The sequence below is a fragment of the Actinophytocola xinjiangensis genome, assembly GCF_001921215.1.
Classification (GTDB): Bacteria; Actinomycetota; Actinomycetes; order Mycobacteriales; family Pseudonocardiaceae; genus Actinophytocola; species Actinophytocola xinjiangensis.
Genome location: NZ_MSIF01000005.1, coordinates 105,192 through 130,647, shown reverse-complemented (window position 1 = coordinate 130,647; position 25,456 = coordinate 105,192). Strand labels below are relative to the sequence as shown.

Annotated in this window: 29 protein-coding genes and 1 pseudogene; 21 read left to right on the top strand and 9 right to left on the bottom strand. The window is 70.4% G+C overall.

Annotated features, from left to right (window positions below):
- The first annotated feature begins 38 nt into the window (after positions 1–38).
- The 10 genes and pseudogenes from map (at position 39) to truA (ending at position 6,350) form a co-directional block, all read left to right on the top strand.
- Complete coding sequence (map, locus tag BLA60_RS13120) at positions 39–806, top strand: type I methionyl aminopeptidase (RefSeq protein WP_075133380.1); 768 nt, start codon at positions 39–41, stop codon at positions 804–806.
- Positions 807–1,132: 326 nt separating this feature from the next.
- Positions 1,133–1,282, top strand: a pseudogene (locus tag BLA60_RS44795) (DUF397 domain-containing protein); the annotation flags it as partial.
- A gap of 102 nt (positions 1,283–1,384) precedes the next feature.
- Positions 1,385–1,606 (top strand): translation initiation factor IF-1, encoded by a 222-nt coding sequence (gene infA, locus BLA60_RS13110; RefSeq protein WP_005166804.1) that lies wholly within the window; start codon positions 1,385–1,387, stop codon positions 1,604–1,606.
- A 19-nt stretch (positions 1,607–1,625) separates the two neighbouring features.
- On the top strand, positions 1,626–1,739 hold the full coding sequence (gene rpmJ / locus BLA60_RS13105) for a 50S ribosomal protein L36 (protein ID WP_010148647.1): 114 nt from the start codon (positions 1,626–1,628) through the stop codon (positions 1,737–1,739).
- A 157-nt stretch (positions 1,740–1,896) separates the two neighbouring features.
- Entirely contained in the window at positions 1,897–2,277 is a 381-nt protein-coding gene (rpsM, locus tag BLA60_RS13100) for a 30S ribosomal protein S13 (RefSeq protein ID WP_075133125.1), read from the top strand.
- A gap of 230 nt (positions 2,278–2,507) precedes the next feature.
- Positions 2,508–2,915 carry a 30S ribosomal protein S11 gene (gene rpsK / locus BLA60_RS13090; RefSeq protein ID WP_075133123.1) on the top strand — a complete coding sequence of 136 codons (408 nt, stop codon included), beginning with the start codon at positions 2,508–2,510 and terminating at the stop codon, positions 2,913–2,915.
- Between the two features lie 22 nt (positions 2,916–2,937).
- The gene (gene rpsD, locus BLA60_RS13085; protein ID WP_075133122.1) at positions 2,938–3,543 is read left to right on the top strand and encodes a 30S ribosomal protein S4; all 606 of its coding nucleotides are present in this window, start codon (positions 2,938–2,940) and stop codon (positions 3,541–3,543) included.
- A gap of 184 nt (positions 3,544–3,727) precedes the next feature.
- A complete protein-coding gene (locus BLA60_RS13080) occupies positions 3,728–4,783 on the top strand; it encodes a DNA-directed RNA polymerase subunit alpha (protein ID WP_075133121.1) in 1,056 nt (351 codons plus the stop codon).
- Complete coding sequence (gene rplQ / locus BLA60_RS46530; protein ID WP_075133120.1) at positions 4,783–5,511, top strand: 50S ribosomal protein L17, sunset domain variant; 729 nt, start codon at positions 4,783–4,785, stop codon at positions 5,509–5,511. Before BLA60_RS13080 ends, rplQ begins: the two co-directional genes overlap by 1 nt.
- A gap of 62 nt (positions 5,512–5,573) precedes the next feature.
- A complete protein-coding gene (gene truA / locus BLA60_RS13070) occupies positions 5,574–6,350 on the top strand; it encodes a tRNA pseudouridine(38-40) synthase TruA (protein WP_211288726.1) in 777 nt (258 codons plus the stop codon).
- A 200-nt stretch (positions 6,351–6,550) separates the two neighbouring features.
- Here truA and BLA60_RS13065 read toward each other — a convergent pair whose 3' ends face one another.
- The 3 genes from BLA60_RS13065 to eccE all read right to left on the bottom strand — a co-directional run bounded on the left by BLA60_RS13065 (position 6,551) and on the right by eccE (position 10,291).
- Positions 6,551–8,062: a S8 family peptidase gene (locus BLA60_RS13065; protein WP_075133379.1), complete on the bottom strand. Its 1,512-nt coding sequence runs from the start codon at positions 8,060–8,062 to the stop codon at positions 6,551–6,553.
- Positions 8,063–8,366: 304 nt separating this feature from the next.
- The gene (locus tag BLA60_RS13060; protein ID WP_154814351.1) at positions 8,367–9,074 is read right to left on the bottom strand and encodes a hypothetical protein; all 708 of its coding nucleotides are present in this window, start codon (positions 9,072–9,074) and stop codon (positions 8,367–8,369) included.
- Positions 9,075–9,100: 26 nt separating this feature from the next.
- Positions 9,101–10,291, bottom strand: coding sequence for a type VII secretion protein EccE (gene eccE / locus BLA60_RS13055; RefSeq protein ID WP_075133378.1), 1,191 nt, complete (start codon positions 10,289–10,291; stop codon positions 9,101–9,103).
- 380 nt (positions 10,292–10,671) lie between these two features.
- On the opposite strand from eccE, the gene eccB reads away from it, so the two are divergent.
- The 3 genes from eccB (at position 10,672) to BLA60_RS13040 (ending at position 13,807) form a co-directional block, all read left to right on the top strand.
- Complete coding sequence (eccB, locus tag BLA60_RS13050) at positions 10,672–12,318, top strand: type VII secretion protein EccB (RefSeq protein WP_075133117.1); 1,647 nt, start codon at positions 10,672–10,674, stop codon at positions 12,316–12,318.
- A 113-nt stretch (positions 12,319–12,431) separates the two neighbouring features.
- Positions 12,432–12,746, top strand: a complete 315-nt coding sequence (locus BLA60_RS13045; RefSeq protein ID WP_075133116.1) for a hypothetical protein — start codon at positions 12,432–12,434, stop codon at positions 12,744–12,746.
- A complete protein-coding gene (locus BLA60_RS13040) occupies positions 12,746–13,807 on the top strand; it encodes a WXG100 family type VII secretion target (RefSeq protein ID WP_245811961.1) in 1,062 nt (353 codons plus the stop codon). The genes BLA60_RS13045 and BLA60_RS13040 overlap by 1 nt, the downstream gene beginning before the upstream one ends.
- Positions 13,808–13,866: 59 nt before the next feature.
- Here the strand turns inward: BLA60_RS13040 and BLA60_RS46195 are convergent, their stop codons facing one another.
- Positions 13,867–13,995 carry a hypothetical protein gene (locus tag BLA60_RS46195; RefSeq protein WP_281257434.1) on the bottom strand — a complete coding sequence of 43 codons (129 nt, stop codon included), beginning with the start codon at positions 13,993–13,995 and terminating at the stop codon, positions 13,867–13,869.
- A 72-nt stretch (positions 13,996–14,067) separates the two neighbouring features.
- On the bottom strand, positions 14,068–15,147 hold the full coding sequence (locus BLA60_RS13035; RefSeq protein ID WP_075133115.1) for a magnesium and cobalt transport protein CorA: 1,080 nt from the start codon (positions 15,145–15,147) through the stop codon (positions 14,068–14,070).
- Between the two features lie 276 nt (positions 15,148–15,423).
- On the opposite strand from BLA60_RS13035, the gene BLA60_RS13030 reads away from it, so the two are divergent.
- Together BLA60_RS13030 and BLA60_RS13025 are read left to right on the top strand one after the other, a co-directional pair.
- A complete protein-coding gene (locus tag BLA60_RS13030; RefSeq protein WP_075133114.1) occupies positions 15,424–15,930 on the top strand; it encodes a MaoC family dehydratase in 507 nt (168 codons plus the stop codon).
- Positions 15,931–15,935: 5 nt separating this feature from the next.
- Positions 15,936–17,051 (top strand): DUF2332 domain-containing protein, encoded by a 1,116-nt coding sequence (locus BLA60_RS13025; RefSeq protein ID WP_075133113.1) that lies wholly within the window; start codon positions 15,936–15,938, stop codon positions 17,049–17,051.
- Between the two features lie 24 nt (positions 17,052–17,075).
- Here BLA60_RS13025 and BLA60_RS13020 read toward each other — a convergent pair whose 3' ends face one another.
- The gene (locus BLA60_RS13020) at positions 17,076–17,501 is read right to left on the bottom strand and encodes an NUDIX hydrolase (protein ID WP_342744738.1); all 426 of its coding nucleotides are present in this window, start codon (positions 17,499–17,501) and stop codon (positions 17,076–17,078) included.
- A gap of 188 nt (positions 17,502–17,689) precedes the next feature.
- Here BLA60_RS13020 and BLA60_RS44560 point away from each other — a divergent pair, with 188 nt between their 5' ends.
- The 6 genes from BLA60_RS44560 (at position 17,690) to BLA60_RS12995 (ending at position 21,403) form a co-directional block, all read left to right on the top strand.
- A complete protein-coding gene (locus BLA60_RS44560) occupies positions 17,690–17,854 on the top strand; it encodes a hypothetical protein (RefSeq protein ID WP_170108396.1) in 165 nt (54 codons plus the stop codon).
- Positions 17,855–17,871: 17 nt separating this feature from the next.
- Complete coding sequence (locus tag BLA60_RS13015) at positions 17,872–18,429, top strand: PH domain-containing protein (protein WP_075133111.1); 558 nt, start codon at positions 17,872–17,874, stop codon at positions 18,427–18,429.
- Positions 18,430–18,489: 60 nt separating this feature from the next.
- On the top strand, positions 18,490–19,353 hold the full coding sequence (locus tag BLA60_RS13010) for a PHP domain-containing protein (protein ID WP_075133110.1): 864 nt from the start codon (positions 18,490–18,492) through the stop codon (positions 19,351–19,353).
- Positions 19,354–19,522: 169 nt separating this feature from the next.
- Complete coding sequence (locus BLA60_RS13005) at positions 19,523–20,131, top strand: MarC family protein (RefSeq protein WP_075133109.1); 609 nt, start codon at positions 19,523–19,525, stop codon at positions 20,129–20,131.
- A gap of 76 nt (positions 20,132–20,207) precedes the next feature.
- On the top strand, positions 20,208–21,035 hold the full coding sequence (locus BLA60_RS13000) for a RecB family exonuclease (RefSeq protein ID WP_075133376.1): 828 nt from the start codon (positions 20,208–20,210) through the stop codon (positions 21,033–21,035).
- Positions 21,036–21,037: 2 nt separating this feature from the next.
- Entirely contained in the window at positions 21,038–21,403 is a 366-nt protein-coding gene (locus tag BLA60_RS12995) for a hypothetical protein (protein WP_084734890.1), read from the top strand.
- 3 nt (positions 21,404–21,406) lie between these two features.
- On the opposite strand, the gene BLA60_RS12990 is transcribed toward BLA60_RS12995, so the two are convergent.
- Genes BLA60_RS12990 through BLA60_RS12980 form a run of 3 tightly spaced genes read right to left on the bottom strand, consistent with a single transcriptional unit; the run spans position 21,407 to position 25,294 of the window.
- The gene (locus BLA60_RS12990; RefSeq protein WP_075133108.1) at positions 21,407–22,291 is read right to left on the bottom strand and encodes an alpha/beta fold hydrolase; all 885 of its coding nucleotides are present in this window, start codon (positions 22,289–22,291) and stop codon (positions 21,407–21,409) included.
- A 51-nt stretch (positions 22,292–22,342) separates the two neighbouring features.
- Positions 22,343–23,731: an Rv3212 family protein gene (locus tag BLA60_RS12985; RefSeq protein WP_211288715.1), complete on the bottom strand. Its 1,389-nt coding sequence runs from the start codon at positions 23,729–23,731 to the stop codon at positions 22,343–22,345.
- Positions 23,732–23,737: 6 nt separating this feature from the next.
- The gene (locus tag BLA60_RS12980; protein WP_425427055.1) at positions 23,738–25,294 is read right to left on the bottom strand and encodes a DEAD/DEAH box helicase; all 1,557 of its coding nucleotides are present in this window, start codon (positions 25,292–25,294) and stop codon (positions 23,738–23,740) included.
- Positions 25,295–25,456 lie beyond the last annotated feature (162 nt).

Here is a 25,456-nt window from a genome sequence, read left to right as displayed (position 1 = left end):
ACAGCCTGCGGCTGTCCCTCCAGTCGTGGCGCGGTCGCATGATCGAGCTGAAGTCGCCGGCCGAGTTCGAGGCGATGCGCGCGGCCGGCAAGGTCGTCGCCAGCGCGCTCGGTGAGGTCACCAGGGCGTTACGGGCCGGGGTGAGCACCGCGGAGCTGGACGAGATCGCCGAGCAGGTCATTCGTGACGCCGGTGCGATCCCGAGCTTCAAGGGCTACCGGGGTTTCCCGGCGAGCATCTGCGCGTCGGTCAACGAGCAGATCGTGCACGGCATCCCCAGCGCGACGCAGGTCCTCGCCGAGGGCGACCTGATCTCGGTCGACTGCGGCGCCATTCTCGACGGCTGGCACGGCGACTCGGCCGTGACCCTGTCGGTCGGCGAGCCCAGCGCGGTCGACGCGGCCCTGTCGGCGGCGACGAAGGCCGCGATGGAGGCCGGTATCAAGGCGGTCAGCCCGGACGGTCGCCTCACCGACATCTCCCACGCGGTGGAGACGGCCGTGCACGCGGCCGAGAAGGCGGACGGGCGGCGGTACGGGATCATCCGCGAGTACGGCGGCCACGGCATCGGCACGGCCATGCACATGGAGCCGTTCCTGCCGAACTTCGGCCGGCCAGGCAAGGGCCCTCGGTTGAAGGTCGGCATGGCGATCGCCATCGAGCCGATGCTGACTCTCGGCGGCGAGGAGACCGAGGAGCTGTCCGACGGCTGGACGGTCGTGACGGTCGACGGCTCCCGCGCCGCCCACTGGGAACACACCGTGGCGATCACCGCCGACGGCCCCTGGGTCCTCACCGCCCCCTGACCCTTTCTTGCGGGCGGTGAAACGAGCCCGCCTCCTTACCCCGATCCGGGGGTCTTCTCTCACCAGCTTTGGCTGCGGAACTCTGCGGGATAACGTCCTGGGCGGATACAGATGGGGCCCGCGCAGGCCCGAGAAGTGGCCGAGGAGCTGTGGTTCTACCGCGAGGCGATGAAGGTTCCGGCGCACGTGCTGGCATCCCGGCTGGGTTGGTCACCCAGCAAATCGAGGGCGATGCTCACGGTCATCGCGAACGAGTACGACCGGCTGGAGGACTCCGATGCCCCCATTGAACTGGCGGAAGAGCACCTTTCGGTTCCGCTCCTGACGGCGACTGCGTCGAGGTGGCGATGGCGGCTGAGGTCGTCGCTGTACGTGACTCGAAGTTCGTCGAGGGGCCGACGTTGGCGTTTGGCTACGGAGCGTGGCGGGGGTTTGTCGGCCCCGATTCGACGGCGCTGGAGGGGCGCGTACACTAGGTCGGTGGCGCATTGACTTTGCGCCCCTTCCGTCATGCGTATCGCCAGTTCAGGGACATGCGCGGCGGTATGTGTATGACCAGCAAGCGAAACGCGGAGGACATGGGCAAGAAGGACGGGGCCATCGAGGTCGAAGGCCGTGTGGTGGAGCCGCTCCCCAACGCGATGTTCCGTGTCGAGTTGGAGAACGGACACAAGGTCCTCGCACACATCAGCGGCAAGATGCGTCAGCACTACATCCGCATCCTGCCAGAGGACCGAGTGGTCGTGGAGCTGTCGCCCTACGACCTGTCCCGCGGCCGAATCGTCTACCGCTACAAGTAGGGCCAGGAGAAACAGGGACGTGAAGGTCCAGCCGAGCGTCAAGAAGATCTGCGACAAGTGCAAGGTGATCCGCCGTCACGGCCGGGTCATGGTGATCTGCGAGAACCTGCGCCACAAGCAGCGCCAGGGCTGATCACCGCGCACCGAGCACGTCGCCGGGACGCACAACAGAAGATGCCCTCCCCACACCTGCCGGGCCACACGGGCCCGGTTCACCCCCGGACCAGGCCGGGGCCCGAGAGCCGTCGGGACGGTGGGGGAGCAGACCTGGAAGACATGAACGAGGAGATATGGCACGCGTTTCTGGCGTCGACCTCCCCCGCGAGAAGCGGATGGAGATCGCGCTGACGTACATCTACGGCATCGGCCGTACCCGCTCCAGGGAACTGCTGGCGGCGACCGGGATCAACCCGGACCTGCGCGCGAAGGACCTGACCGACGAGGACGTCACCAAGCTGCGTGACTACATCGAAGGCAACTACCGCGTCGAGGGTGACCTGCGCCGTGAGGTCAACGCCGACATCCGGCGGAAGATCGAGATCGGTTGCTACGAGGGCCTGCGGTGGCGTCGCGGTCTGCCCGTGCGCGGTCAGCGCACCAAGACCAACGCCCGCACCCGCAAGGGTCCGAAGAAGACCGTCGCCGGCAAGAAGAAGGCTGGTAAGAAGTGAGCTCGGTCGGCTCGGTCGTCGCCCAGCGGCGACGTAACCGCCAGTTCGTGGCCCTTCAGGTGGCGCCACGGACCCGGCCGCGCGCGCTTCGCGACCTCTACCGCGATGCCGGCACGATCCGCCGCGTCGACTCCCACACCGACTCGCCCAGTGACTCACACGGCGACGACGTGCCGGAGCAGACCACCCAGTCTTCCCAGACTTCCCGCTAACAGGAGCAAGCCGAAGCAATGCCACCCAAGTCCCGTCAGGGCGCCGGGGTCAAGAAGGTCCGGCGCAAGGAAAAGAAGAACGTCTCTCATGGCCACGCGCACATCAAGAGCACGTTCAACAACACCATCGTCTCCATCACCGACCCGAGCGGCAACGTGATCAGCTGGGCGTCCAGCGGCCACGTCGGCTTCAAGGGCTCCCGCAAGTCCACGCCGTTCGCCGCGCAGATGGCCGCCGAGAACGCCGCCCGCAAGGCGGCCGAGCACGGCATGCGCAAGGTCGACGTGTTCGTCAAGGGCCCCGGCTCCGGCCGGGAGACCGCGATCCGTTCGCTGCAGGCGGCCGGGCTCGAGGTCGGAACCATCCAGGACGTCACCCCGCAGCCGCACAACGGCTGCCGGCCGCCGAAGCGGCGTCGGGTCTAGGGGCAGGGAGGAGTAGACAGAAATGGCTCGTTACACCGGCCCCGCGACCCGTAAGTCGCGTCGTCTCAAGGTTGACCTCGTCGGCGGCGACCGCGCCTTCGAGCGCCGCCCCTACCCGCCCGGCCAGCACGGCCGCGGCCGGGTCAAGGAGAGCGAGTACCTGCTCCAGCTGCAGGAGAAGCAGAAGGCCCGCTACACCTACGGCGTGCTGGAGAAGCAGTTCCGCCGTTACTACGCGCAGGCCGCCCGCACCAAGGGCAAGACCGGTGAGGCGCTGCTGCAGCTGCTGGAGTCCCGGCTGGACAACGTGGTCTACCGCGCCGGCCTGGCCCGCACCCGCCGGCAGGCCCGTCAGCTGGTCAGCCACGGCCACTTCGTGGTGAACGGCAAGCGGGTCAACGTCCCGAGCTTCCAGGTGTCGAAGTTCGACATCATCGACGTGAAGCCGAAGTCGTTCAACACGCTGCCGTTCGTGGTCGCCAAGGAGTCCTTCGGCGACCGGCCGATCCCCGGCTGGCTGCAGGTCGTTCCCAGCAACCTGCGCATCCTCGTCCACCAGCTGCCCGAGCGCGCGCAGATCGACGTGCCCGTGCAGGAGCAGCTGATCGTCGAGTTCTACTCGAAGTGAGAGAACAGTTCGGGCTAGGCCGACGGTCCGCACGTCGCGAAGGTGACGTGCTTGTGGACGTAGGTCGGCCGACGTTCGAACTGTTCTCTCCCGATCACCCCCGGGAGGCGGTCCTTTTCGGACCGTCTCCCGGGTCAGTTCCAGTGGCGTCAAATAGCGGGCGCCCAAGGAAAGGAAACAGAAAGTGCTGATTTCTCAGCGGCCCTCGCTCAGCGAGGAGCCGGTCAACGAGACGCGCTCCCGGTTCATGATCGAGCCGCTCGAGCCCGGCTTCGGCTACACGCTCGGCAACTCGCTGCGTCGTACGTTGCTGTCCTCCATCCCTGGCGCCTCGGTGACCAGCATCCGCATCGACGGTGTGCTGCACGAGTTCACCACCGTGCCGGGCGTCAAGGAGGACGTCACCGACATCATCCTCAACCTCAAGGAGCTCGTTGTCTCCTCCGAGGAGGACGAGCCGGTGACCATGTACCTGCGCAAGCAGGGCCCGGGTGAGGTCACCGCCGGCGACATCGTGCCGCCGGCCGGTGTCACCGTGCACAACCCGGACCTGCACATTGCCAGCCTGAACGGCAAGGGCAAGCTGGAGATCGAGCTGGTCGTCGAGCGTGGCCGGGGCTACGTGCCGGCCGTGCAGAACAAGCAGGCCGGCGCCGAGATCGGCCGGATCCCGGTCGACTCGATCTACTCGCCGGTGCTGCGGGTCACCTACAAGGTCGAGGCGACGCGTGTCGAGCAGCGCACCGACTTCGACCGGCTGATCCTCGACGTCGAGACCAAGCCGTCGATCACCCCGCGGGACGCGGTCGCGTCGGCCGGCAAGACGCTGGTCGAGCTGTTCGGCCTGGCCCGCGAGCTCAACGTGGACGCCGAGGGGATCGAGATCGGTCCGTCGCCGCAGGAGGCGGACACCATCGCCGCCTACGCGATGCCGATCGAGGACCTCGACCTCACCGTGCGTTCGTACAACTGCCTCAAGCGCGAGGGCATCCACACCGTGGGTGAGCTCGTCTCGCGCAGCGAGGCCGACCTGCTGGACATCCGGAACTTCGGTGCCAAGTCGATCGACGAGGTCAAGATGAAGCTCGTCGGCCTCGGTCTCGCGCTGAAGGACAGCCCCCCCGGGTTCGACCCCACCACCGCCGCGACCGACTACGCGAGCGAGGGTTGGTCCGACTCGGTGAGCGGCGATGCCGGCAACGACGATGGCCAGGACTACGCGGAGACGGAGCAGTTGTAATGCCCACGCCAACCAAGGGCGCCCGCCTGGGCGGCTCTCCGGCGCACGAGCGGCTGATGCTGGCGAACCTCGCCACGTCGCTGTTCGCGCACGGCCGGATCACCACCACCCAGGCCAAGGCGAAGAAGCTGCGGCCCTACGCCGAGCGCCTGATCACCAAGGCGAAGGTGGGTGACCTCCACAACCGCCGGATGATCATGAAGGTGATCCGGGACAAGGAGGTCGTGCACCGCCTCTGCACCGAGATCGGCCCGTTCTACTCCGACCGCAACGGTGGGTACACGCGGATCCTGAAGACGTTGCCGCGCAAGGGCGACAACGCTCCGATGGCGATCATCGAACTCATCCAGGAGAAGACGGTCACCGCCGAGGCCGAGGCCGCGCGCAAGACCCGCTTCGCCAAGGACGAGACCCCGGCCGAGCCGGCCGCCGCCGCGTCGGCTTCGGCTGACGTCGCCGAGCCGGCCGCCGACGTGGTGGTCGAGGAGAGCGAGTCCGACGACGAGCACCCCTACGGCGCCGGCAGCCGTGCCGCGCTGGAGGACGGCTCCGAGCCGGAGGGCTTCCCGATCAAGGGCAACGCCGACTCGATGCTGTTCCACACCCCCGGCAGTGCCTTCTACGACCGCACGGTCGCCGAGGTCTGGTTCCGGACCGAGGAGGACGCGGAGGCGGCCGGCTTCAGCAAGCCGCCGTCGCAGGAGTCCGCTTCGGAGGACGAGTCCTGATTTCCGGTTCGACACCCGACGAGCCCGTTGCCCCCAGGGGTGACGGGCTCGTCCGGTTCCGGCTGGGCATCGCCTACGACGGCACCGACTTCTCCGGCTGGGCCCGCCAACCCGAACGGCGCACGGTGTGCGGGGTCATCGAGGACACCCTGTCGATGGTCCTGCGCCAGGACGTGCGCCTCACCGTCGCCGGCCGCACCGACGCCGGGGTGCACGCCACCGGCCAGGTCGCCCACTGCGACCTCGCCGACGCGCCGCCGACACTGGTCGAACGCCTCGCCCGCGCGCTGCCCGGCGACGTCCGAGTGCACTCGGCCGTCCCGGCCCCCGCCGCGTTCGACGCCCGCTTCTCGGCGCTGCGCAGGCACTACGTCTACCGCGTCTGCGACCACCCGTGGGCGGCGAACCCGTTGCGCCGCAACGACACCGTGAACTGGCCGCGTCGCCTGGACCTGGCGGCCCTCACCGACGCGTCGGCGACACTGTTGGGGGAGCACGACTTCGTCGCGTTCTGCAAACGCCGCGACGGCGCCACCACGATCCGCGAACTCCAGCGTCTGGAGTGGACCCGGGACGCCGCCGGCGTCCTGGAGGCGAGGGTGTCGGCCGACGCGTTCTGCCACTCGATGGTCCGCAGCCTCGTCGGCGCCCTCCTGTCGGTGGGCGAAGGCCGCCGCCCACCCGACTGGCCGGCCACACTCCTGACCGCCGCCGCCCGCTCCAGCGAGGTCACCGTCGCCCCCGCCCACGGCCTGACCCTCGCCGCCGTCGACTACCCACCCGACGAGGCCCTCGCCGCCCGCGCCGCGATCACCCGCAACGTCCGAACCCTGAGCTAGCTCCGCCGTCCCACCACCGGTGGTTGTCCCCAGGCGCCCCGGTCGTCGACGAGAACTGTCGGTGCTCGTCGCTAGACTGGAAAACGGGGGGATCCCCACGGCTTGACCAGGCAAAACGTGGTGAGAAAGAGCCGAGCGACGCGCTCCGGGGGAACGCGCCGCTCGGTCACTTCATCCAGTCAGACCGTACAGGAGGCTGCTCAGAGGTCGAGCGTCCAGCTGTTGATGTAGCCGGTGTCCAGGTACGCCGCGTCGCGAACACGCAGGTTCCAGGTGCCGTTGGCGACCTCACCCGACAGGTTGCGGGTGTAGGTCTGGTTGATGTTGTCGGTGCTGCCACCGGAACGGTTGTGCAGGTTGTACACGGAGCCGTCCGGAGCCACCAGGTCGACGACCAGGTCACCGATGTAGGTGTGCACGATCTGCACCGACACGGTGGACGACGCGCCGCCGTTGCCCTCGCAGCCGGAGATGGTGATCGGGCTGTTCACGGTGGCGTTGTCGCTGATGGTGACGTTGTTGCCGTTGGTCGCGGCCTCACAGCCGGTCGGCGGATCGGGGTCGGTGCCACCGGCACCGGTGTACAGCAGGGTGTTCGGCGAGCCGGTGCCCGGGCTGGTGATCTTGCCGGGGGTGCCGCTCGACTTCAGCGCGGCCTGGACCTGCGCCGGGGTCGCCGACGGGTTGGCGCCCAGGTACAGCGACGCGGCGCCGGCCACGTGCGGCGCGGCCATCGAGGTGCCGCTGATGGTGTTGGTGGCCGAGTCGCTGGTGTTCCACGCCGAGGTGATGTTCTGACCAGGCGCGAAGATGTCCGAGCAGGTGCCGTAGTTCGAGAACGAGGCACGCGCGTCGGTGTTGGTCGACGCGTTCACCGTGATCGCCTCGGCCACGCGGGCCGGGGTGAAGTTGCACGCGTCGGAGTTCGAGTTGCCCGACGCCAGGGCGTAGGTGACGCCGTCGGCGATCGAGTTGCGCACCGCGTTCTCCGTCGCGGCGTCCGAACCCGAGGCACCCAGGCTCATGTTCGCCGTGGCCGGGCCGGAGGTGTGGTGGCTGGTCACCCAGTCGATGCCCGCGGCGACACCGGCGAACGAGCCGGAGCCGGCGCAGTTGAGCACCTTGACCGCGATCAGCTTGACGTCCTTGGCCAGACCGTGGGCCGTGCCGCCGATGGTGCCGGCGACGTGCGTGCCGTGGCCGTTGCAGTCGGTGTTGTTGCCGTCGCCGGTGGTGTTGGTGCCCCACGTGGCGCGGCCACCGAAGTCACCGTGGCTGGTGCGGATACCCGTGTCGATCACGTACGAGGTGACGTTGCCCGCCGTGTTCGAGTACGAGTAGTTGTTGTTCAGCGGCAGGTCACGCTGGTCGACCCGGTCCAGACCCCACGACGGCGGGTTGGGCTGGTCGGCCAGGACCGTGACGGTCCGGTTCTGCTGGACGTAGTCGACGGCCGGGTCGGCGGCCAGACGCTGGGCGTCCTGCTCGCTCATCGTGCCCGCGAAGCCGCGCAGCGCGGCGGTGTAGGTGTAGTCGACCTCGCTGCCGTACTTGGCGGCGGTGGTCGCTACCTGGTCCTCGACGCTCTGCGTCGACATCGTCGAGTCCTTGAACACGACGACGTAGCTGCCCTCGATGGCGTCCGCCGATCCGGCGTAGAGGACCTGACCCACGGCGGCCTGCGCCGTGGTCCCGAGGCTGACACTCATCATCGCGGCGGTGGCCGCGGCGAGTGAGGCCCCGACAATGCGTCGTTTCGTGATGACGCGGGACTTGCTCGTCACCTTGTCTCCTTTGCAGGGCACGACCGAACCTCTGCCCTCGCGGGTTCGGTCGTGGTGGGAGGGGATGTTCGCGAGCGAACAAGCTCAACACTTGTCCGCCGATCCCGGTGACGCAAGGGAACCAAGCGCGTTCGCTCCGCGACTTATGAACAAATCCACAAGCCGTGGGAAGAAGTTGGACCGACCGGACCTGCTGATTCGTCCGTCTGCCGCGTCCCGTGCCCTGACGAGGTCAGTCGCCCCGGCGCACCGGGCCGAGGATCGCCTGCTCCTTCTGCGTGGTGACCAGCCGCAGCGGCTTCCACAGGTTGCGGCCCAGCGCCACGACCTGGTCGTCGGCCAGCGTGGTGAGCTGGTGGACCATCGGCGGCGGCAGCCGCCAGATCCGCGCCGCCAGCTGCGCCTGGCCGACCGGCAGGCGCTGCAACAGCACCAGGTCGGCGGCGTTGGCCGTCGCACCGGCCTGCGGGTGCATGTAGGGCAGCACGTACACGGTGGTCTGCCACGGCGAACGCGGCGGGAACAGCTCCTGCGGGGTCGGCCCGCCGTCGTGCACGACCAGCAGCGGCCCGTCCTCGGACGGGCGGGGCAGCTCGACCGGGGAGAGCCGGCGGATCTGCACCAGCGGCGCCGGCCGGCCGTCCGGCCCGTTGCCGGCGGCCTTCTGCAGCACCTGCCAGGCCGCCGGGCGCCCGGTGGCCACGACCACCCACGCGCCGACCGCCATCGCCCGCAACGCCACCTGCCGCGCCATGTACAGGCCGCCGACCAGCACGATCCTGGTCGGCGCCGGGCGCAGCGCGGAGATCGTCAGCGGCTCGCCCTGGAGGCCCGAGCCCAGCATCATGCCGCCGCGGTCGCCGCTGGGGCTGATGGCGTCCAGCATGGCCGCGTCGACCAGGTACTCCTGGCTCAGCCCGGTGCCGTTCTGGGTGTCCATCAACCGGCTGGAGCCACCGCCCGTGGTCATGCCCTACCTCCCAGCGGCAGTGTGGCGGCCAGGCCGCTGACCTGGAGGCCGCGCAACGGGGTGAGCGTCACGCCGAGGCGGTCGGAGATCGACGACAGGCGCCCGTCGGCGTACTCCAGCTCGGCGGGGGTGCGGGCGCTGACGCGGACCAGGCCGCGCAGGCCGACCTTGTTGTCCTCGGCACCCGGCGAGATCGACACCGCCACGGTGGAGGACAGCGCGCGCACACCGGTCAGCGCGTTGAGGTTCTGCGCGACCTTGCCGCGCGACCAGCCGGTGATCGCGTAGCTGGCGTGGCCGACCCCGGCGGCGGTGACGCCCGTCCAGCGTTCGCGCAGCGCCACCCGCTGGTTGGAGCCGGCGACGGCGGTCAGTTCGGCGGCCGAGATACCGGCCTTGAGCAGCTCGTCCGGGTCGAGCGGGCGGGTGGTCACGCCCCGGGACTCCAGGGCGTTGCGCACCCGGGACAGCGCGCCGATCAGCGCGCGGTGCGCGCCGAGCACGCCGCCGCCGCGTTCCCGCACGGCCGCCGGGCAGCGGCGCGGGTCCAGCCGGACGGCGACCCAGGTGGTGCGCCGCGCGGCGGCCGGCAGCGGGCCGAGCACCTCCATGTAGGAGGCCAGCGCGGGGGAGTTCGGGGGCAGCGCGGCGCTGCCCGGGTAGCAGTGCCAGATGACCTGGATGGCGTCGAGCACCACGCCGCGGTCCTCCAGGCAGGGGGCGAGCGCGCCGAGCGGCAGGTTCGGCGAGCCGCCGACCTGGGTGACCAGCGCGGGCGCCGGGTCGACCAGCAGGACGGCGGTCCAGGTGCCGTCGTGCCAGGCCAGGCCGAGCGGGCGGCGCTCGTGGTCACTGCCGTGCGCGACGACCAGGTCGGGCACGGCCAGGCGCAGCAGACTGACCCTCGGGTCGTCCGGGCCGGTGACCTGGGTGCCCTCGTCGGCGGCGATCTGCTCCATGCTGATCGTGTTGGTGGGCCGGGAGACCCTGGCGTGCTGGCGGAACGCGTAGCGGACCGTCAGCTTGATCCACTGGGTGAACCAGCGGCCGCGCCAGCGGATCGCGGCGATCACCAGACCGATCAGCGCTATGACGATCGCCACGTAGGCCATGACGGCGGTGTTGTCGATGGCCAGCAGCACCAGCCCGACGGCGACTGCGATCTCCACCACAACGAGGTTGGACACCGGCAGCGCGCCCAGGCTCGCGCCGCTGGTGCGGCGGCGGGCGGTCACCGGCTGGCGCGGCGGCTGGGCGGGGGGACCCGCCGGTCCGGCGCCGGGCGGGGGGCCCTGCGGAGGACGTGGGCCGCCCGGCCCGTTCGGGCCGTTCGGGCCGTTCGGGCCATTGCCGCCCGGACCACCAGGTCCCGGCGGTCTCGGCGGTTGGCCCGGTGGAGGCGTCCTGCCCTGACGTGGAGGAGTGCTCACCGACATCCGCTCGAATCTTCCCCTCGTGTGTGCTCCCGGCGCACGATTGTGCCGATCCGTGCGAACCCGCCTGCAACCGACGCCGGTAGGTCTATCCTGCGGAACGGTACCGCGAGTGGGGAGCTGTAGAGGCCGGAATGCCATCGACACCGACTACGAAGTCCCAAGTTCAGGCGTATCGCTTCGTGCTGCGCCGGATGCAGTCAGCGCTGGTCCGCAAGGACGCGGTGATGCTGCACGACCCGATGCGCACGCACAGTCGTGCGACGATCGTCGGCGTCTGCCTGGCCGGCATCGGCCTGATCGGCTTTCTCATCTGGGGCATCCTGTCGCCCAAGCCGAAAGCGCCCAACGAGGACGGCATCATCATCGCCAAGCCGTCGGGCCAGGTCTACGTGCTGATCGCCAAGCCGGAGAAGAAGCTGATCCCGGTGTTCAACCTCGCCTCGGCGCGGTTGCTGCTCCAGGCCCAGCAGCAGCAGGCCCAGGCGGAGCAGGGCGGTCAGGCGCAGAAGCCGACTGCGGGCAGCGCCGAGGTCGTCGCGCCGAAGATCATCGACGACAACGAGCTGCGCGACATCCCCACCGACCGCAAGGCCGGCATCCCCGAGGCACCGGAACTGCTGCCCAGCGCCGACCAGCGGATCGGTCCACCGTGGACGGTGTGTGACGAGACCACGCTCAACCGTGACGCCGCGGAGGACGAGGTCGACAAGAACGTGGCGACCGAGAAGAACTCCGAGACCACCGTGATGGCCGGGGTCGACCAGCTCGGCGCCGAGCTCAGGCAGAACGAGTCGCTGCTGGTGCGCCTGGACGTCGAGTCGCCGGACCAGAATCCGGAGGACCAGCCGGCCTACCTGGTGTACCGCACGCCCGGTTCGGCCAACCTGCCCAACACCAGCGCGGTGCGCGCCAGGGTCGACCTGTCCGACCCGGCGGTGACCGAGGCGCTCGCCCTGGAGGGCATCGAGCCGCGTGAGATCAGCGTCGGCCTGCTCAACGCCATCCCGGAGAAGCAGGCACTGGCCGTGCCGCAGATCTCCGGCCAGGGCGGGGACTCCAGCGTCGACACCGGCAACTCCGAGCTGAACAAGGTCGGCGCGGTGTTCGAGGTGCAGCGTGCCGGCAGTGCCGCGGAGTACTACGTGGTGCACCGCGACGCGATCGAGCGGATCAAGAAGACCACCGCCGACATGCTGCGCTTCCGGCACAGCCCCAACAGCGAGATGGAGGCGGTCAGCCCCGAGGTGGTCACCCGGTCCGAGACCGACGACAAGATCCCGGACACGACCTTCCCCGAGCAGCAGACCGAGGTGCTGCTGGCCAAGAACTGGCCGGTCGCCTGCCTGAGCTGGAAGACGATCGGCGAGGGCGACAACCGCGAGGAGCGGACGGCCGTCTACATCGGCAAGAAGGTTCCCGGCAACCCCAAGCCGGTCGCCATCTCCACGCCCGGCGCCGACGGCGTGCGCATCGACTACTTCTACATGCCCGCGCACCGGGGCGCGGTCGTGCGCCAGGCCACCTCCAAGGCCGACTTCGACACCGGGCAGATCACGCTGGTGTCCGACCGGGGCGTCAAGTACGGCATCCCGGACGCCGGCACGGCCGCGATCCTCGGTCTCAACGACCAGAAACCGGCGCCGCGCAACATCCTGAGCCTGCTGCCCGACGGCGAGACGCTGTCGGTCGAGAAGGCCCAGCAGAGCTACGACGCGTTGCGCTACGGCCAGGGCGAGTACCCGGGCGAGGACGAACAGCAGGGTGCCGCCGGCGGTTGACGGCACCTTGGGCCGGGCGGCCCAACTTTCGCGGGTACGGGAACCCTCTCGAGGGGCCTATCGTCGGAACACTCGACGTGTCTTTCGACCCCGCCTGCCGAGAGGGGCCGCCCGTGACCGGGATCAAGTTCGACGCCGACTGGGTCGGCGGCTACGCGAAGCTCACCGACGCCAGCGCGTCCGCACTCGACGAGGGCGTGCGGACCATGGCCACCGATCCGCTGACCGACGAGTCGTTCGGCCAGCTCGGCCGGACCACGCGCAGCACCGAGGCCTACGGGCGCGCCGCACAGGCCCTGCGTGACCAGCTGGACCGGGCCGTCGAGGCGCTGCGGTCGGCGTCGACCGGCCTGGGCGAGGTCAGCAAGGTCTACCAGGACACCGACGACGAGGGCGCGGTGACGGTGGTCCGCGGCAAGGAGGCGTGATGAGCGACCAGACCCTCGCGGCGACCCTCCCGGAGGAGACGGCGCCGCGCTGCGGGCCCGACGGCCGCGACGTCGCCGACGGGTGGGCCGGGCACCTGGAGTACCTGTCCCGGCTCTCGGCCGACCTCGGGGTGTCCGACCCGGTCGAGGAGTACTTCTCGCCGGTCGTCGGCCGGTGGAGCGACCTGCACGCCGAGGCCGACCGCTGGCGGCTGGTCGGCGACGCGGCCCAGGACGTCACCACCTCGCTCGGCTCGCCGCTGGGCGGGCTGGACGCGGCGTGGGACGGCAAGGCGGCCGACTCGTTCATCGACTACATGCAGAAGTTCGGTCTCGCCGGCCAGGATCTGTCCGACGCGATGCTGGGCATCGCCGACGTCCTGGACATCACCGGCGAGGGCATCCGCGAGGTCGTCATGCAGCTGGCGTCGATCCTCGGCGAGACCGCCGAGTCGGCCTCCCAGGCGATGGTGATGCCGGTGCAGGGCGATGACCGCACCCGGCTGTACCTGGACGAGATGCGCCGCCCGACCAAGGAACTGTTCGAGGCGGTGCGCCAGATCCTGGAGGCGTTCGTGCGCCTGTGCGAGGGCGTCGACGGGGCCAAGGCGTTCGAGCAGATCACCATGGCGCACACGTTCCCGGAGAACAACTGGACGTTCGAGGCGCCCAAGCCGCCGGCGGTGGCGACCCCGGACACCCCGGCGGAGACCGGCAAGTCAGGGGCCGGCGGTGTCGGCGGTGGTGGCGGCGGCGGAATGGGTGGCGGTGCCGGCGCGGCGGCCGCGTCCGGTCCGGCCGCGCCCGGCGGGTTCACCTCGGCCACCGAGCAGCCGCCGGCGCCCAAGCAGCCCGGGGGAGCCGCGCCGGCGTCGACGACGCCCGCCGGCGCCGGCGGGCGGGGCATGGGCATGATGCCGATGGCGCCGATGATGGGCGGCATGGGCGGCCAGAACGGGGCCGGCGACCACAAGAGCCGGGTCCGGGTGATGGCCGACCCGGTCGACGTGTTCGGCAAGCCGGACAAGGCCTCCGCGCCGGTCATCGGCGACGAGGACTAGGTGCCCGGGGGCCGCTGTCCGGCCGGACAGCGGCCCCGCCGGGAGCTGGGTCAGGGTCGTCAGCGGGGTGGCGCGGCGTCGGTCGGCGCGATCGTCGGGCTGAGGGCGATCAGCACGGTCACGAGGATGAGCCAGGTCACGACGAAGGCGAGCATCCAGAAACGTGAGTTGGTCAGCAGCCGGTTCATCGGGGGGACCTCCCGTCGGAGTCGGGCGGAGAAGCGGGGCCACGGTGAGGGCGGCGACCGGGGGGAACCCGGTCACAGCCATCGGTTCCGACGGAATATTCGGTACAGGATGAGGCAGGCGCCCAGGATCACCAGCAGCACGCCGGGATAGCCGAAGCGCCAGTGCAGCTCGGGCATGTAGTCGAAGTTCATGCCGTAGACGCCGACCGCCATCGTCGGCACGGCGATGATCGCCGCCCACGAGGTGATCTTGCGCATGTCGGCGGCCTGCTGGAGGTTGATCTTCGCGAGGGTGGCGTCGACCAGGGTGGTGAGCAGTTCGTCGAAGCTCGCCACCCGCTCGGAGACCGTCGTGAGGTGGTCGTCGACGTCACGGAAGTAGGAGCGGGCCTGCTCGGGGATCAGCGGGGTGTAGCCCTCGGCGAGCCGGCGCAACGGGACGGCCAGCGGCACGACCGCGCGGCGCAGCTCCAGGATCTCGCGCTTCATCAGGTACATCTGCTCGGCGCTGACCGGACTGCGCGGGGCGAACACGCTGGTCTCGATCACGTCGATGTCGTTCTCGAAGTCGTCGGCGACGGCCAGGTAGCTGTCGACGACGCGGTCGGCGATGCCGTGCAGCACGGCGGCCGGGCCGACCCGCAGCCGCTCCGGCGCGGCCTCCATCTCCTCGCGCAGCTGACCGAGGCCCGAATGCCGGCCGTGCCGGACGGTGACGATGTAGTCGCGGCCGAGGAAGGCCATGATCTCGCCGGTGTCGACCAGTTCGCTGGCGCTGGTCGGCGACTCGTGGTCGATGTAGCGGACCGTCTTGAGGACCATGAACAGGTTTTCCTCGTAGCGGTCGAGCTTGGGGCGCTGGTGCGCGGTGACCGCGTCCTCGACCGCCAGCTCGTGCAGGCCGAAGGTCTCGGCGATGCCCTGGATCTGTTCCTCCGCCGGCTCGAACAGGCCGATCCAGACGAAGCCGTCGCGCCGGCGGCGGACCTCGGCGATCGCCGCCGCGTACGAGAACTGGCCGGGCAAACGCTTTCCGTCCACGTAGACGGCACAGTCGATGACGTGCGTACTGGACGAGACCCGGTCCAGGACCGAGGCGGCGGCACGCCGGTTGGCGCGGCCCCGCAGGCCGAGCGAAGGGATGGCAGGCATGTTTCCTCCAGCGATGGACGTCGATCACGACGCGCCGGAGTACTCCGGCGCCGGAGCGTCCGGCCGGAAACCTCGGGCCTGCCCTAGTGGGTGAACCCTCCGGCGAGGACGCGGGTCGTACTGCAACCGGTCGCACCGTCATGGTTATGCGGGTCGCTCACGCGTCCTCACCTCCTCAGGGTCGGCGATGGTGGTGGTAGCTGTCTCACACACCAGTTGTCAAGGGTACTCCACCTGGCAGACTGCGTTGAGTTCGGACGGTCCGGGGAGGCAACTGTGCAGTTCGGCCGGTACTACGAGGAGTTCGAGGTCGGTGCGGTGTACAAGCACTGGCCTGGCAAGACGGTCACCGAGTACGACGACCATCTGTTCTGCCTGTTGACGATGAACCACCATCCGCTGCACCTGGACACGAACTACGCGGAGAACACCACCGACTTCGGCAAGAACGTCGTCGTCGGCAACTACGTGTACTCGCTGCTGCTGGGCATGTCGGTGCCCGACGTGTCCGGCAAGGCGATCGCGAACCTGGAGATCGAGTCGCTGCGGCACGTCAAGCCGACCTTCCACGGCGACACCATCTACGGCGAGACCGAGGTGCTGGACAAGACGCCGTCGAAGTCGAAGGACGACCGGGGCGTCGTGTACGTGGAGACACGCGGTTACAAGCAGGACGGCACGATCGTGTGCATCTTCCGCCGGAAGGTGATGATCCCCAAGCGTTCCTACGGTGAGGCGCGGGGCGGCGAACAGCCGGGCCGGCCGGAGCCTCGGGCAGACTGATCGTCATGCCAGCGGCCACGCTCGACCAGATCCAGGAACGGTTGCGGCGCTTCGCCGCCGACGACACCGCCGCGATCTCCCCGCTGTACAGCCATCTGGCTGGTCACGTCGCCGACGAGCCGGAGATCGCCGGGCTGCTGACGGCGACCTCCGCCGAGTCCGCGCACCCGACGCTGCTGTTCGCCGCCGTGCAGCGGGTGTTGCAGGCCGAGCCGTTCCACGAGCTGGCGAACTACTACCCGTCCCTCGGCGGCAGCTACGGGCCCGACAACGGGACGTGGCCACTTTTCCGCACGTTCGTGTTGGACCGCGCTGATCGGGTGAAGGACCTCATCGCCACCCACGTGACCCAGACCAACGAGGTCCGGCGCGCGGCGATGCTCTACCCGGCGGTGGCGCTGGCCGCCAAACAGGCCAGGGCGCCGGTGGCCCTGCTGGAGGTCGGCACGAGCGCCGGTCTGCTGCTGGGGATGGCGAGCTACTCCTACCGGTACCAGACCGAGCAGGCCGGCCAGCTGGTCGCCGGCCCGGCGCGCTCGACGGTCGGCGTGCACTGTGCCCTGGCGGTGGCCCCCGGCGCGACACTGCCCACGATCCCGAAGAAGCTGACGGTGGCGACCAGGATCGGCCTGGACCCCAACCCGGTGGACCTGGCCGACGAGGACCAGTACGCGTGGCTGGAGGCGTGCATCTGGCCCGACCAGCCCGAGCGGCTGCGGCTGTTCGGGGCGGCGGCCGCCGCCCAGCGCAAGTCGCCGCCGGAGCTGGTCCGGGGCGACGCCGTCGGCGACCTGGCGGCGGTCGCCGGGCGGGTGCCCGCCGATGAGCCGATCGTGGTCCTCACGTCGAACGTGCTGTGGCTGCTGTCCGAACAGCGGCGCGGCGAGTTCATCGCCGAGCTGGGCCGGCTGGCCGCCCGCCGCCCGGTGTGGTGGGTGAGCATGGAGGGCTACCGCGCCGCGTTCCACCGGTTGCTGCCCGACCGCGACGACCTGACCTCGGCGCCGGGGGAGCGCACGTTCGGAGTACTGGGGTTGGTCCGTTGGGTCGATGGTGCCCCGAGGGCCACCGCGCTGGCCAGGACCGCCTGGCACGGCGAACGCATGGAATGGCTTGTCTGAACTGGTTCGCCGCTGGCGTCTGGCTCAAGCGGCGGGAAGCACGTTCCATTCACGTAATGTGACCGCTAGCTGCTCGACAAGCTGGCCTTTTCGCTCCATGGAGTGAAAATCGTCGAAGTCAATCCAGGCGACGGCCGCGGCGTCGTCACCGGGACGGGGTTCCCCTGACAGGGCCGTTGCCGCGTAGTCGAAGATCTCGTACACCCCGGCGGGGGCGGCCCGTTCCACGCGACCCACCAGATTCCCTGGTTTCACACGCAGTCCGGTTTCTTCAAGCAACTCGCGAACAAGTGCGTCGTGGTCCGTTTCGCCCGACTCCACCCGGCCACCGGGCAGGGTCCAGAGACCCCGTCCGGGCGAGGTTCCCCGCCGGACCATCAGCAATCGTCCCGCTGCGTCATGAACAACCGCCCCGACACACCTGATCATCGGAAGATCGGCACCCGTCACGGGTACCGAGCGTAGCCGAATCGAGCTACCACACCATGCCACTGCCCCAAGAGCGGGACTAGGCTCCCGTTTGGCTGCGCGGTGCGGTACAAGTGTTTCAAGCTATGTCATGTCAGTCATGTCAGTAGTCAACCAACCGACGATCACGGATCGCCTAGCACGGATCGCGTAGGACACGGAGTAGCCGCGTGAATGTCAAGAAGGTTCTGATTATTTCCGGCGCTGCGTTGGTGGTGTTCTTCCTGGTGACCCAACCGGTCCAGTCGGCCGCGCTGGTGACCTCGATCCTGAACACCCTCAAGGATGCCGCCGAAGCTGTGATCATGTTCGTTCGCTCGGTCTTCGCGACCTGAGCCGGTACCGTTCGAACATGTTCGCGCCACGGGATTCAGACGAGTACCTGTTGGACACCGAACGACGGGTGATCCGGGTGCGCCTGCACTGGGCGTGCCTCACCTGGGACCTCTTCGAGGCGGTGGCACTGCTCGCCGTCGCGGTGATGGTCTCCTACCTGCTGCCGCCGTCGCTGTGGCTGCTGCAGAACGTGCTCTGGTACGCCGCGTTGTTCGTGGTGTTGCGCCTGGCCTACGTCGTGCTGATGTGGTGGGTCGAGCGCATCGTGGTCACGGACAAACGCATGATGATGACGACCGGCATCATCACCACCAAGGTCCTGATGATGCCGATCGGCAAGGTGACCGACCTCACCTACGAGCGGCCGGTGATGGGCCGCATCCTCGGCTACGGAACCATGATCGTCGAGTCGGCCGGTCAGATCCAGGCGCTGAACCGTCTGGACTACCTGCCCAAGGCCGAACAGGTCTACGACGCCATCTCCGAACTCGTCTTCGGGGACAAGGACGCCCAGGCCAAACGGTTCTCGATGGTCCGGGCCCAGAAGCTGGCCAAACGCCGCGCCAAGGCGTGAGCGGGGCGTGACCGGTCACCTCGGCGGGACGCCGGCGGGCCGGTCACGTTCAATGGCGGTGTGAGGATCGATCTGCACACCCACTCGACAGCGTCCGACGGCACCGACACCCCGGCCGAGTTGGTCGCCAACGCGGCCGCCGCGGGCCTGTCGGCGCTGGCCATCACCGACCACGACACCACCGCCGGCTGGGCGGAGGCCGTCGCCGCGCTGCCGCCCGGCCTGCGGCTGGTGCGCGGGGCGGAGCTGTCGTGCGTCAGCCAGGACGGCCGGGGCGGGTTCTGCACCGTGCATCTGCTGGCGTACCTGTTCGACCCGCAGGCCGAGGCCGTGGTGGCCGAACACGCCAGGACCAGGGCCGCGAGACGGGTCCGCCTGACCACGATCGCCGGCCGGATGGCCGCCGACGGTCTGCCGGTCGACGCCGAGACCCTGCTGGCCGGCGTCCCAGAGGACTCGACAGCCGGGCGCCCGCACATCGCGATGGCCCTGGTCAAGGCGGGTGTGGTGTCCACAGTGGACGAGGCGTTCGCGAAGTACCTGAACGACCGGGGCCGCTACTACGTGCCCAGCTCCCGGACCCCGGTCGAGGACCAGATCGAGATGATCAGCCTGGCCGGCGGGGTCACGGTGCTGGCCCACGCGTTCGCCCACCGCCGGGGCCCCACGGTCACCGCCGAGGTCATCAAGGACCTGGCCGGCGTTGGCCTGGCCGGCGTCGAGGTCGACCACCCTGACCACGACGAGACGGCCCGCGCCGAACTCCGCGCCCTGGCCGCCGACCTCGACCTGATCATGACCGGATCGAGTGATTACCACGGCACCAACAAGGTGATCCGTCTCGGCCAGGAAACCACCGACCCCACCCAGCTGGACGCCATCACCGCCCGCGCCACCGGCGTGGACGTGGTCACCGGCACCTGACCGGACCCGTCCGCGCGCGTCGGTCGCACCGACGGGTGACAGGCCGGTCCGCGCTGGTCGGCTCGTGCGGACGGGCTTGTGTGCGCTGGCGGGGCCGGGTGAGGGTGTGCGGGCCGTGGTGTCGCGGCGTGGTGTCGAGGCGTGGTGTGGGAGCTGGTGAGGTGGGCTGATGTTCGACCTGCGGTTGTTCGCGGAGGTGACGATCACCCTGGTGGTGATCATGGATCCGCCGGGGACCGTGCCGGTGTTCCTCAGCCTGGTGGGGCGGCGGCCGAAGGCGGCGCGGACGCGGGCGGCCCGGCAGGCGGTACTGGTGTCGCTGTCGGTGATCAGCCTGTTCGCCATCGGCGGGGAGGTGATCCTGTCCTACCTGCACATCGGGATCCCCGCCCTGCAGGGCGCCGGCGGGTTGCTGCTGCTGCTGATCGCGCTCGACCTGCTCACCGGGCGGGGGACCACCGAGCCGCAGGTCGTGGACGACGTCAACGTCGCGCTGGTGCCGTTGGGAACCCCGCTGCTCGCCGGGCCGGGCGCCATCGCGGCCACGATCGTGTTCGTGCGCCAGGCCGAGGGCTCGTTCGGGTCCTACCTGGCGTTGGCCTCCGCGATCGTCGCGGTGCACCTGGTGCTGTGGCTGTGCCTGCGGTACTCCGGCGCGGTCATCCGGGTCATCAAGGACAGCGGGATCACCCTGCTCGCCAAGATCGCCGGTCTGCTGCTGGCCGCCATCGCGGTCCAGCTGATCGCCGACTCGGTGCGCGGGTTCATCGCCGGGTAGTCCTCGCGGCACAACGGGTCGCGGGACTGTCGGTGCGCTGCTCTACCGTTGTGGGGTGCAACTCGGGTTCGATGCCATGCCGCGCAAGCTCATCAAGGTCACGCCGTCGCGCATCGCGACCTGGATGGACTGCCCCCGCCGGTACCGCATGGCCTACGTCGACCGGCCGACGCCGCCGCGCGGCGGCGCGTTCGCGCACAGCACCCTCGGCGCCGTGGTGCACAACGCGTTGCGCGCGCTGTTCGACCTGCCCGCCCGCGACCGCACCCCCGACGCCGCCGCCGCGCTGGTCGGCCGGCACTGGAAGGACGACGGCTTCGCCGGCCCGACGCAGGCCGCCACCTACCGGGAGCTCGCCGGCGACTGGGTCGCCGGCTACGTCGCCGAGACCGACGTGTCGCAGGACCCGATCGGCCTGGAGCGCTGGGTGTCCGCGCCGATCGGCACGATCGTGGCCGAGGGCCGGGTCGACCGCATCGACGAGCGCGACGGCGAACTGGTCATCGTCGACTACAAGACCGGCCGTTCGGTGCTCACCACCGACGACGCCAGAGCGTCACAGGCGCTGGCACTCTACGTACTGGCCGCGCGGCGGACCTTGCGCCGGCCGTGCCGGCGTGTTGAGCTGCATCACCTACCGAGCGGGACCGTGGCGGTCTGGGAGCACTCCGAGGAGTCGCTGACCAGGCATCGCACCAGGGCGGAGGAGGCGGCCGAGGAGTTCAACCTCGCGACGGATACCCTCCACGCCGGCGGCGACCAGGACGTGTTGTTCCCGCCGAACGTGGGGCGGCAGTGTTCGTGGTGCGACTTCCGGCGCAGCTGTCCCGAGGGCCAGGCCGCGGGTCCGCAGGTGGAGCCGTGGGCGCTGCTCGCCCGCACGGACGAGGTGACGAAGGGGTAGGCGTGGCTCAGGACAACTCACCGACGGTCCCGCTGGCGTCGCCGGGCGCCACCACGGTCGCCCTCGACGCCCAGCACCCCGATCGGACCCGCGCCGCCCGGGGCGGATTCGGCCGGGAGCTGGCCGGCGCGCTGACCGTCGGCCTGTGCGTGCTGGCGGTCGTGGTCGTGGTCTTCCAGGTCCTGGCCTGGGTCCGGGGCATGCCAGGCCCCGGCGCGGCGATGGTCCTCGGCCACGTCGGCGCGGCGATGATCGCGGTGGTGGTCCAGCGGGTCGCCGACCGGGCCAGCGGCCTGCGGGTGACCCTCGCGTCGCTGGCCGTCGTGCTCGTCACCGGGCTGACGCTGTGGCTGCTGTGGTGGGCCTGATCGTCAGGCGTTGAGCCAGGACCGCCAGGTCGGCAGCAGGGTCGCCAGCAGCATCGGCGGGTTCTCGGTGTTCGGCGAGTGTCCCGCGTCCGGGATGACGGCGAAGTCCGCGTCCAGCCGGTCGGCCATGTCCCGCTGGGCCGGCACCGACCAGGCGTCGTCGTACTCGCCACAGGTGACCAGGCACGGGATGCCCTGGGTGTGCAGCTGCCTGGCCAGCGTCGAGACCTGGTCCGGTTCGGTGCGCAGCGCCTGGCCCATGCCCAGCAGCGCCTCGGGCCTGGTGCGCAGGAACCGTTCCCGCAGGAACGCCGCGAGCGCCGGATCCTTGGCGGGGGCGTTGCGGGCCAGCTCCTCCTGAAGCCGCTGGGCCGCGGCGATGCCGTGGCGGCGCAACATCGGGTCGCCGGCGTCGAGGGCCCTGCGGCGCTGGCCGTCGGGCAGCTCGGACGGGCCGGAGTCCAGCAGGGTGAGGCCGACGACCGGCGCCCCGGCCAGGACGGCGGCGCGGGCGACCAGACCGCCGAACGAGTGGCCGAGCAGGACCACCCGGTTGCCCTCGGCGGACAGCTTGCCGGCCAGCTCGGCCAACACCGCCCCCAGCGCGGCCGGCAGGTAGGCCGACTCCTCGGCCGGGCCGTCGGACTCGTACTGGCCGGGCAGGTCGATCGCGACCGCGTGCATCCCGGCGTCGGTGATCGGGTCCAGCAGCGGTGCGAAGTCCTCCTTGGAACCGGTGTAGCCGGGGACCAGCAGCGCGATCGGCGCCGGGTGCCCGTGGATCTCGGGGGTCCTGGCGCGCAGCGCGGCGATCGGGCCGTAGCGGCCCGGCAGCTCGACGCGCAGCCCACGGTGCGGGCTGATCTGCGACGGCGGTAGCTGGCTCACCTCTCGAGTGTGCAGCAGAAACCCTCGAAGCGCCGTAGAGGGTCGTTGAAATCAGCGAAGCGCTACCAACACGTCACCGCGCTGCTCCAGGACCATCGGGCCGGTGGCCGACATCGTCACCAGCTCGCGCGAGCCGCCCCGGTCCACCGGGATCCGGCCCCGGACCTCGCCGTCGACCGGGTTCAGGACGACGATCCCGTCGACCACCGGCACCAGCATCCGGTTGGCGAACAGCGTGCCGGGGCCGACCGCGTTCTCGACCGTCCACAGGGGACGGAGGTCGGCCTTGGACAGGGCGATCGTGCGGGAGCCGGTGAACCAGTAGATGGCGCCGGGGGCCTCGTAGGTCGCCACGGCGTGGCCGGGCGGATCCTCGTCGGGCAGGTCACCGGGCGACAGCGACAGCGGGTGCTCGCCGACCTGCTCGCCCTCCTCGTCGAACACCAGCAGCCGCGCCGGGTTCGGGACCACGACCACCGAGCACTGCTGGGTGGAGTTCTCGTCCTCGGCGCCGATCTTGCACTCGTCACTCAGGGCGATCAGTCGGGAACCATGAGTACCGATGATCTTGCTGGAGACTTCCTCCGGCTTGTCGGAGCCGTCGTTGCCGGTGGCGCGGTAGACCGTCAGCCGGTCGGCCTGCTCGTCCGGGCAGCGTTCGATCACGCCGACCCGACCCTCGTCGACGGCGACCGTGCCGTACTCGCAGTCGGTACGCGGCTGCTTGTCCGGGTTCTGCAGCGCCGGGACCCGGCCGTACTCCATGGTCTGCACCAGGTCCGAACGCCACGTGGTGAGCAGCCGGCTGCCGGTGGTGGTCACGTAGTTGCCGTCGAACAGCAGCCGCGTGCCCAGTTCGGCATCGGAGTTGCGTTGGCCCAGGTCGGGGCGGGTCCGCTGGTCGTCGGGCTGCGCCGGCTTGCCGCGCTGGCCGGTGGCCGGGTCCAGCGCGGTGACCTCGCTGCACCCGCCCGCGCGGCGCGGATCGCCGGCCGGTAGCAGGTCCGACTTCTTCTCGTACACCGCGATCGACAGCGACCAGGCACTGGTGACCGTGCACAGCGGCAGGTCACGGCTGTAGCGCCAGCGTTCCTCGCCGGTGATCGGGTCCCGGCCCACGACGTCGCCGCCGTCGCCGGTGACCACCGCCGGGCCGACCGTGACCGGCTCCGGCGTCGCGGGGCTGTTCGCCCGCCAGGACTCGCCCAGCGAGGGCGGGAACGTGGTCGGCAGGGCCGGGGACGGCGCCGGGCCGGAGTAGGTGGTCGACGTGGTGGCGCGAACGTCGCTGGACTGCCACACGAGCAGGCCGGCGGCCACCGCGACGGCGGCGATCACCGCCGCCGTCGCCACGTCCCGCCTGCGCCGGAAACGGGTGCGTTCACCCGCGGACTCCGGCTCAGGACCGTCGAGCACGTCCTCGTCCCCGTAACCTCTCACGAGGGGTCAGTCTGCCGAAGACGCTGTTTCGCTCGCGTTCGGTGCCTCGCCACCGGCCACCTCGACGCCCGCGCGACGGCGACGCCGCCGGCGGGGGCCGTCGGTGCGGCCGCTGGGCGAGGTGGTCTCGGCCGCCGCCTCGGACTGCTGGCCGGTCTCCGCACCGCCCCGGCGACGCCGCCGCCGGGGACGCTCGCCGCCGCCCTCGCCGTCGGTGGTGTGCTGACGCTCGCCGCCGCCGGTGGCCTTGGTCTCACCGGCGCGCCGGCGGGTCCGCGAACGGCCACCCCGGCCCCGGCCCCCCTTGGTCTTGCCGCCCAGGTCCTCCTCCGGCTCGGCGGACAGGCCGGCGCGGGTCCGCTTGGACAGCGGCAGCCGGCCGGTCGAGCCTTCCGGGATGCCCAGGTCGGAGAACAGGTGCTCGGAGGTGGAGTAGGTCTCCACCGGCTCCGGAATGCCCAGGCCGAGGGTGTCGCTGATCAGCTTCCAGCGCGGCTCCTCGTCCCAGTCGACCAGGGTGATCGCGACGCCCTCGCGCCCGGCGCGGCCGGTGCGGCCGATCCGGTGCACGTAGGAGCCGTCGTCCTCCGGGCACTGGAAGTTGATCACGTGCGTGACGCCCTCGATGTCGATGCCGCGACCGGCGACGTCGGTGGCGATCAGCACGTCGACCTTGCCGGCGCGGAACGCGCGCAGCGCCTGCTCGCGGGCGCCCTGACCCAGGTCACCGTGCACCGCGGCGACCGCGAAGCCGCGCTCGGTGAGGTCGTCGGCGACCTTCTGGGCGGTCCGCTTGGTGCGGCTGAAGATCATCGTCAGGCCGCGGCCCTCGGCCTGCAGCGCACGGGCGACGACCTCGATCTTGTCCAGCGAGTGGGCCCGGTAGACGAACTGGCGGGTGCGCTCGTGGATGGCGCCCGCGTCGGTCTCCTCGGCCCGGATGTGCGTCGGCTGGTGCAGGAACGTGCGGGCCAGCGTGATGATCGGGCCGGGCATGGTCGCCGAGAACAGCATCGTCTGCCGCTCGTCGGGGACCATCCGCAGGATCCGCTCGATGTCGGGCAGGAAGCCGAGGTCGAGCATCCGGTCGGCCTCGTCGAGCACCAGCGCGGCGACCTTGCCGAGCACCAGGTGGCGCTGTTCGGCCAGGTCGAGCAGCCGGCCCGGTGTGCCGACGACGATGTCGACGCCCTTGCGCAGCGCCTCGATCTGCGGCTCGTAGGGACGGCCGCCGTAGATGGACAGCACCCGCACGCCGAGGTGCTTGCCGGCGTCGGTGAGGTCGTGGGTGACCTGCAGGCACAGCTCGCGGGTCGGCACGACCACCAGGACCTGGGGGGTGCCGTCGCCGGGGGTGGTGAGCCGCTGGAGCAGCGGGACGCCGAAGCCCAGCGTCTTGCCGGTGCCCGTACGGGCCTGGCCGATGACGTCCTCGCCGGCCAGCGCCAGCGGCAGGGTCAGCTCCTGGATGGCGAAGGTCCGCTCGATCCCGGCCTCGGTGAGCGCCCGGACGATCTCCTCGCGGACGCCGAACTCGGCGAAGGTGGGGGAGTCGTCGCGCACCGGCGCGCCGGCCTGCAGCGGGTGTGAGGTGTCCGACTCCGGAAGCCCTGCCTCGCTGTGCTCCAGCGTGACGGCGTCGGTGTCGGTGTCCTGTTGGTTGTCGTGGTTGTCGGTTGTGACGGTGATGAGATTCTCCTCTTGGTCCAGCGCGCTCCGCCCTGG

Coding starts and splice junctions, on each gene's coding strand:
- map (WP_075133380.1), top strand. CDS start 39: ATGATCGAGCTGAAGTCGCCGGCCGAGTTCGAGGCGATGCGCGCGGCC.
- infA (WP_005166804.1), top strand. CDS start 1,385: ATGGGCAAGAAGGACGGGGCCATCGAGGTCGAAGGCCGTGTGGTGGAG.
- rpsM (WP_075133125.1), top strand. CDS start 1,897: ATGGCACGCGTTTCTGGCGTCGACCTCCCCCGCGAGAAGCGGATGGAG.
- rpsK (WP_075133123.1), top strand. CDS start 2,508: ATGCCACCCAAGTCCCGTCAGGGCGCCGGGGTCAAGAAGGTCCGGCGC.
- rpsD (WP_075133122.1), top strand. CDS start 2,938: ATGGCTCGTTACACCGGCCCCGCGACCCGTAAGTCGCGTCGTCTCAAG.
- rplQ (WP_075133120.1), top strand. CDS start 4,783: ATGCCCACGCCAACCAAGGGCGCCCGCCTGGGCGGCTCTCCGGCGCAC.
- BLA60_RS13065 (WP_075133379.1), bottom strand. CDS start 8,062: ATGATGAGTGTCAGCCTCGGGACCACGGCGCAGGCCGCCGTGGGTCAG.
- BLA60_RS13060 (WP_154814351.1), bottom strand. CDS start 9,074: ATGGACACCCAGAACGGCACCGGGCTGAGCCAGGAGTACCTGGTCGAC.
- eccB (WP_075133117.1), top strand. CDS start 10,672: ATGCCATCGACACCGACTACGAAGTCCCAAGTTCAGGCGTATCGCTTC.
- BLA60_RS13040 (WP_245811961.1), top strand. CDS start 12,746: ATGAGCGACCAGACCCTCGCGGCGACCCTCCCGGAGGAGACGGCGCCG.
- BLA60_RS46195 (WP_281257434.1), bottom strand. CDS start 13,995: ATGAACCGGCTGCTGACCAACTCACGTTTCTGGATGCTCGCCTTCGTC.
- BLA60_RS13035 (WP_075133115.1), bottom strand. CDS start 15,147: ATGCCTGCCATCCCTTCGCTCGGCCTGCGGGGCCGCGCCAACCGGCGT.
- BLA60_RS13025 (WP_075133113.1), top strand. CDS start 15,936: ATGCCAGCGGCCACGCTCGACCAGATCCAGGAACGGTTGCGGCGCTTC.
- BLA60_RS13015 (WP_075133111.1), top strand. CDS start 17,872: ATGTTCGCGCCACGGGATTCAGACGAGTACCTGTTGGACACCGAACGA.
- BLA60_RS13005 (WP_075133109.1), top strand. CDS start 19,523: ATGTTCGACCTGCGGTTGTTCGCGGAGGTGACGATCACCCTGGTGGTG.
- BLA60_RS13000 (WP_075133376.1), top strand. CDS start 20,208: ATGCCGCGCAAGCTCATCAAGGTCACGCCGTCGCGCATCGCGACCTGG.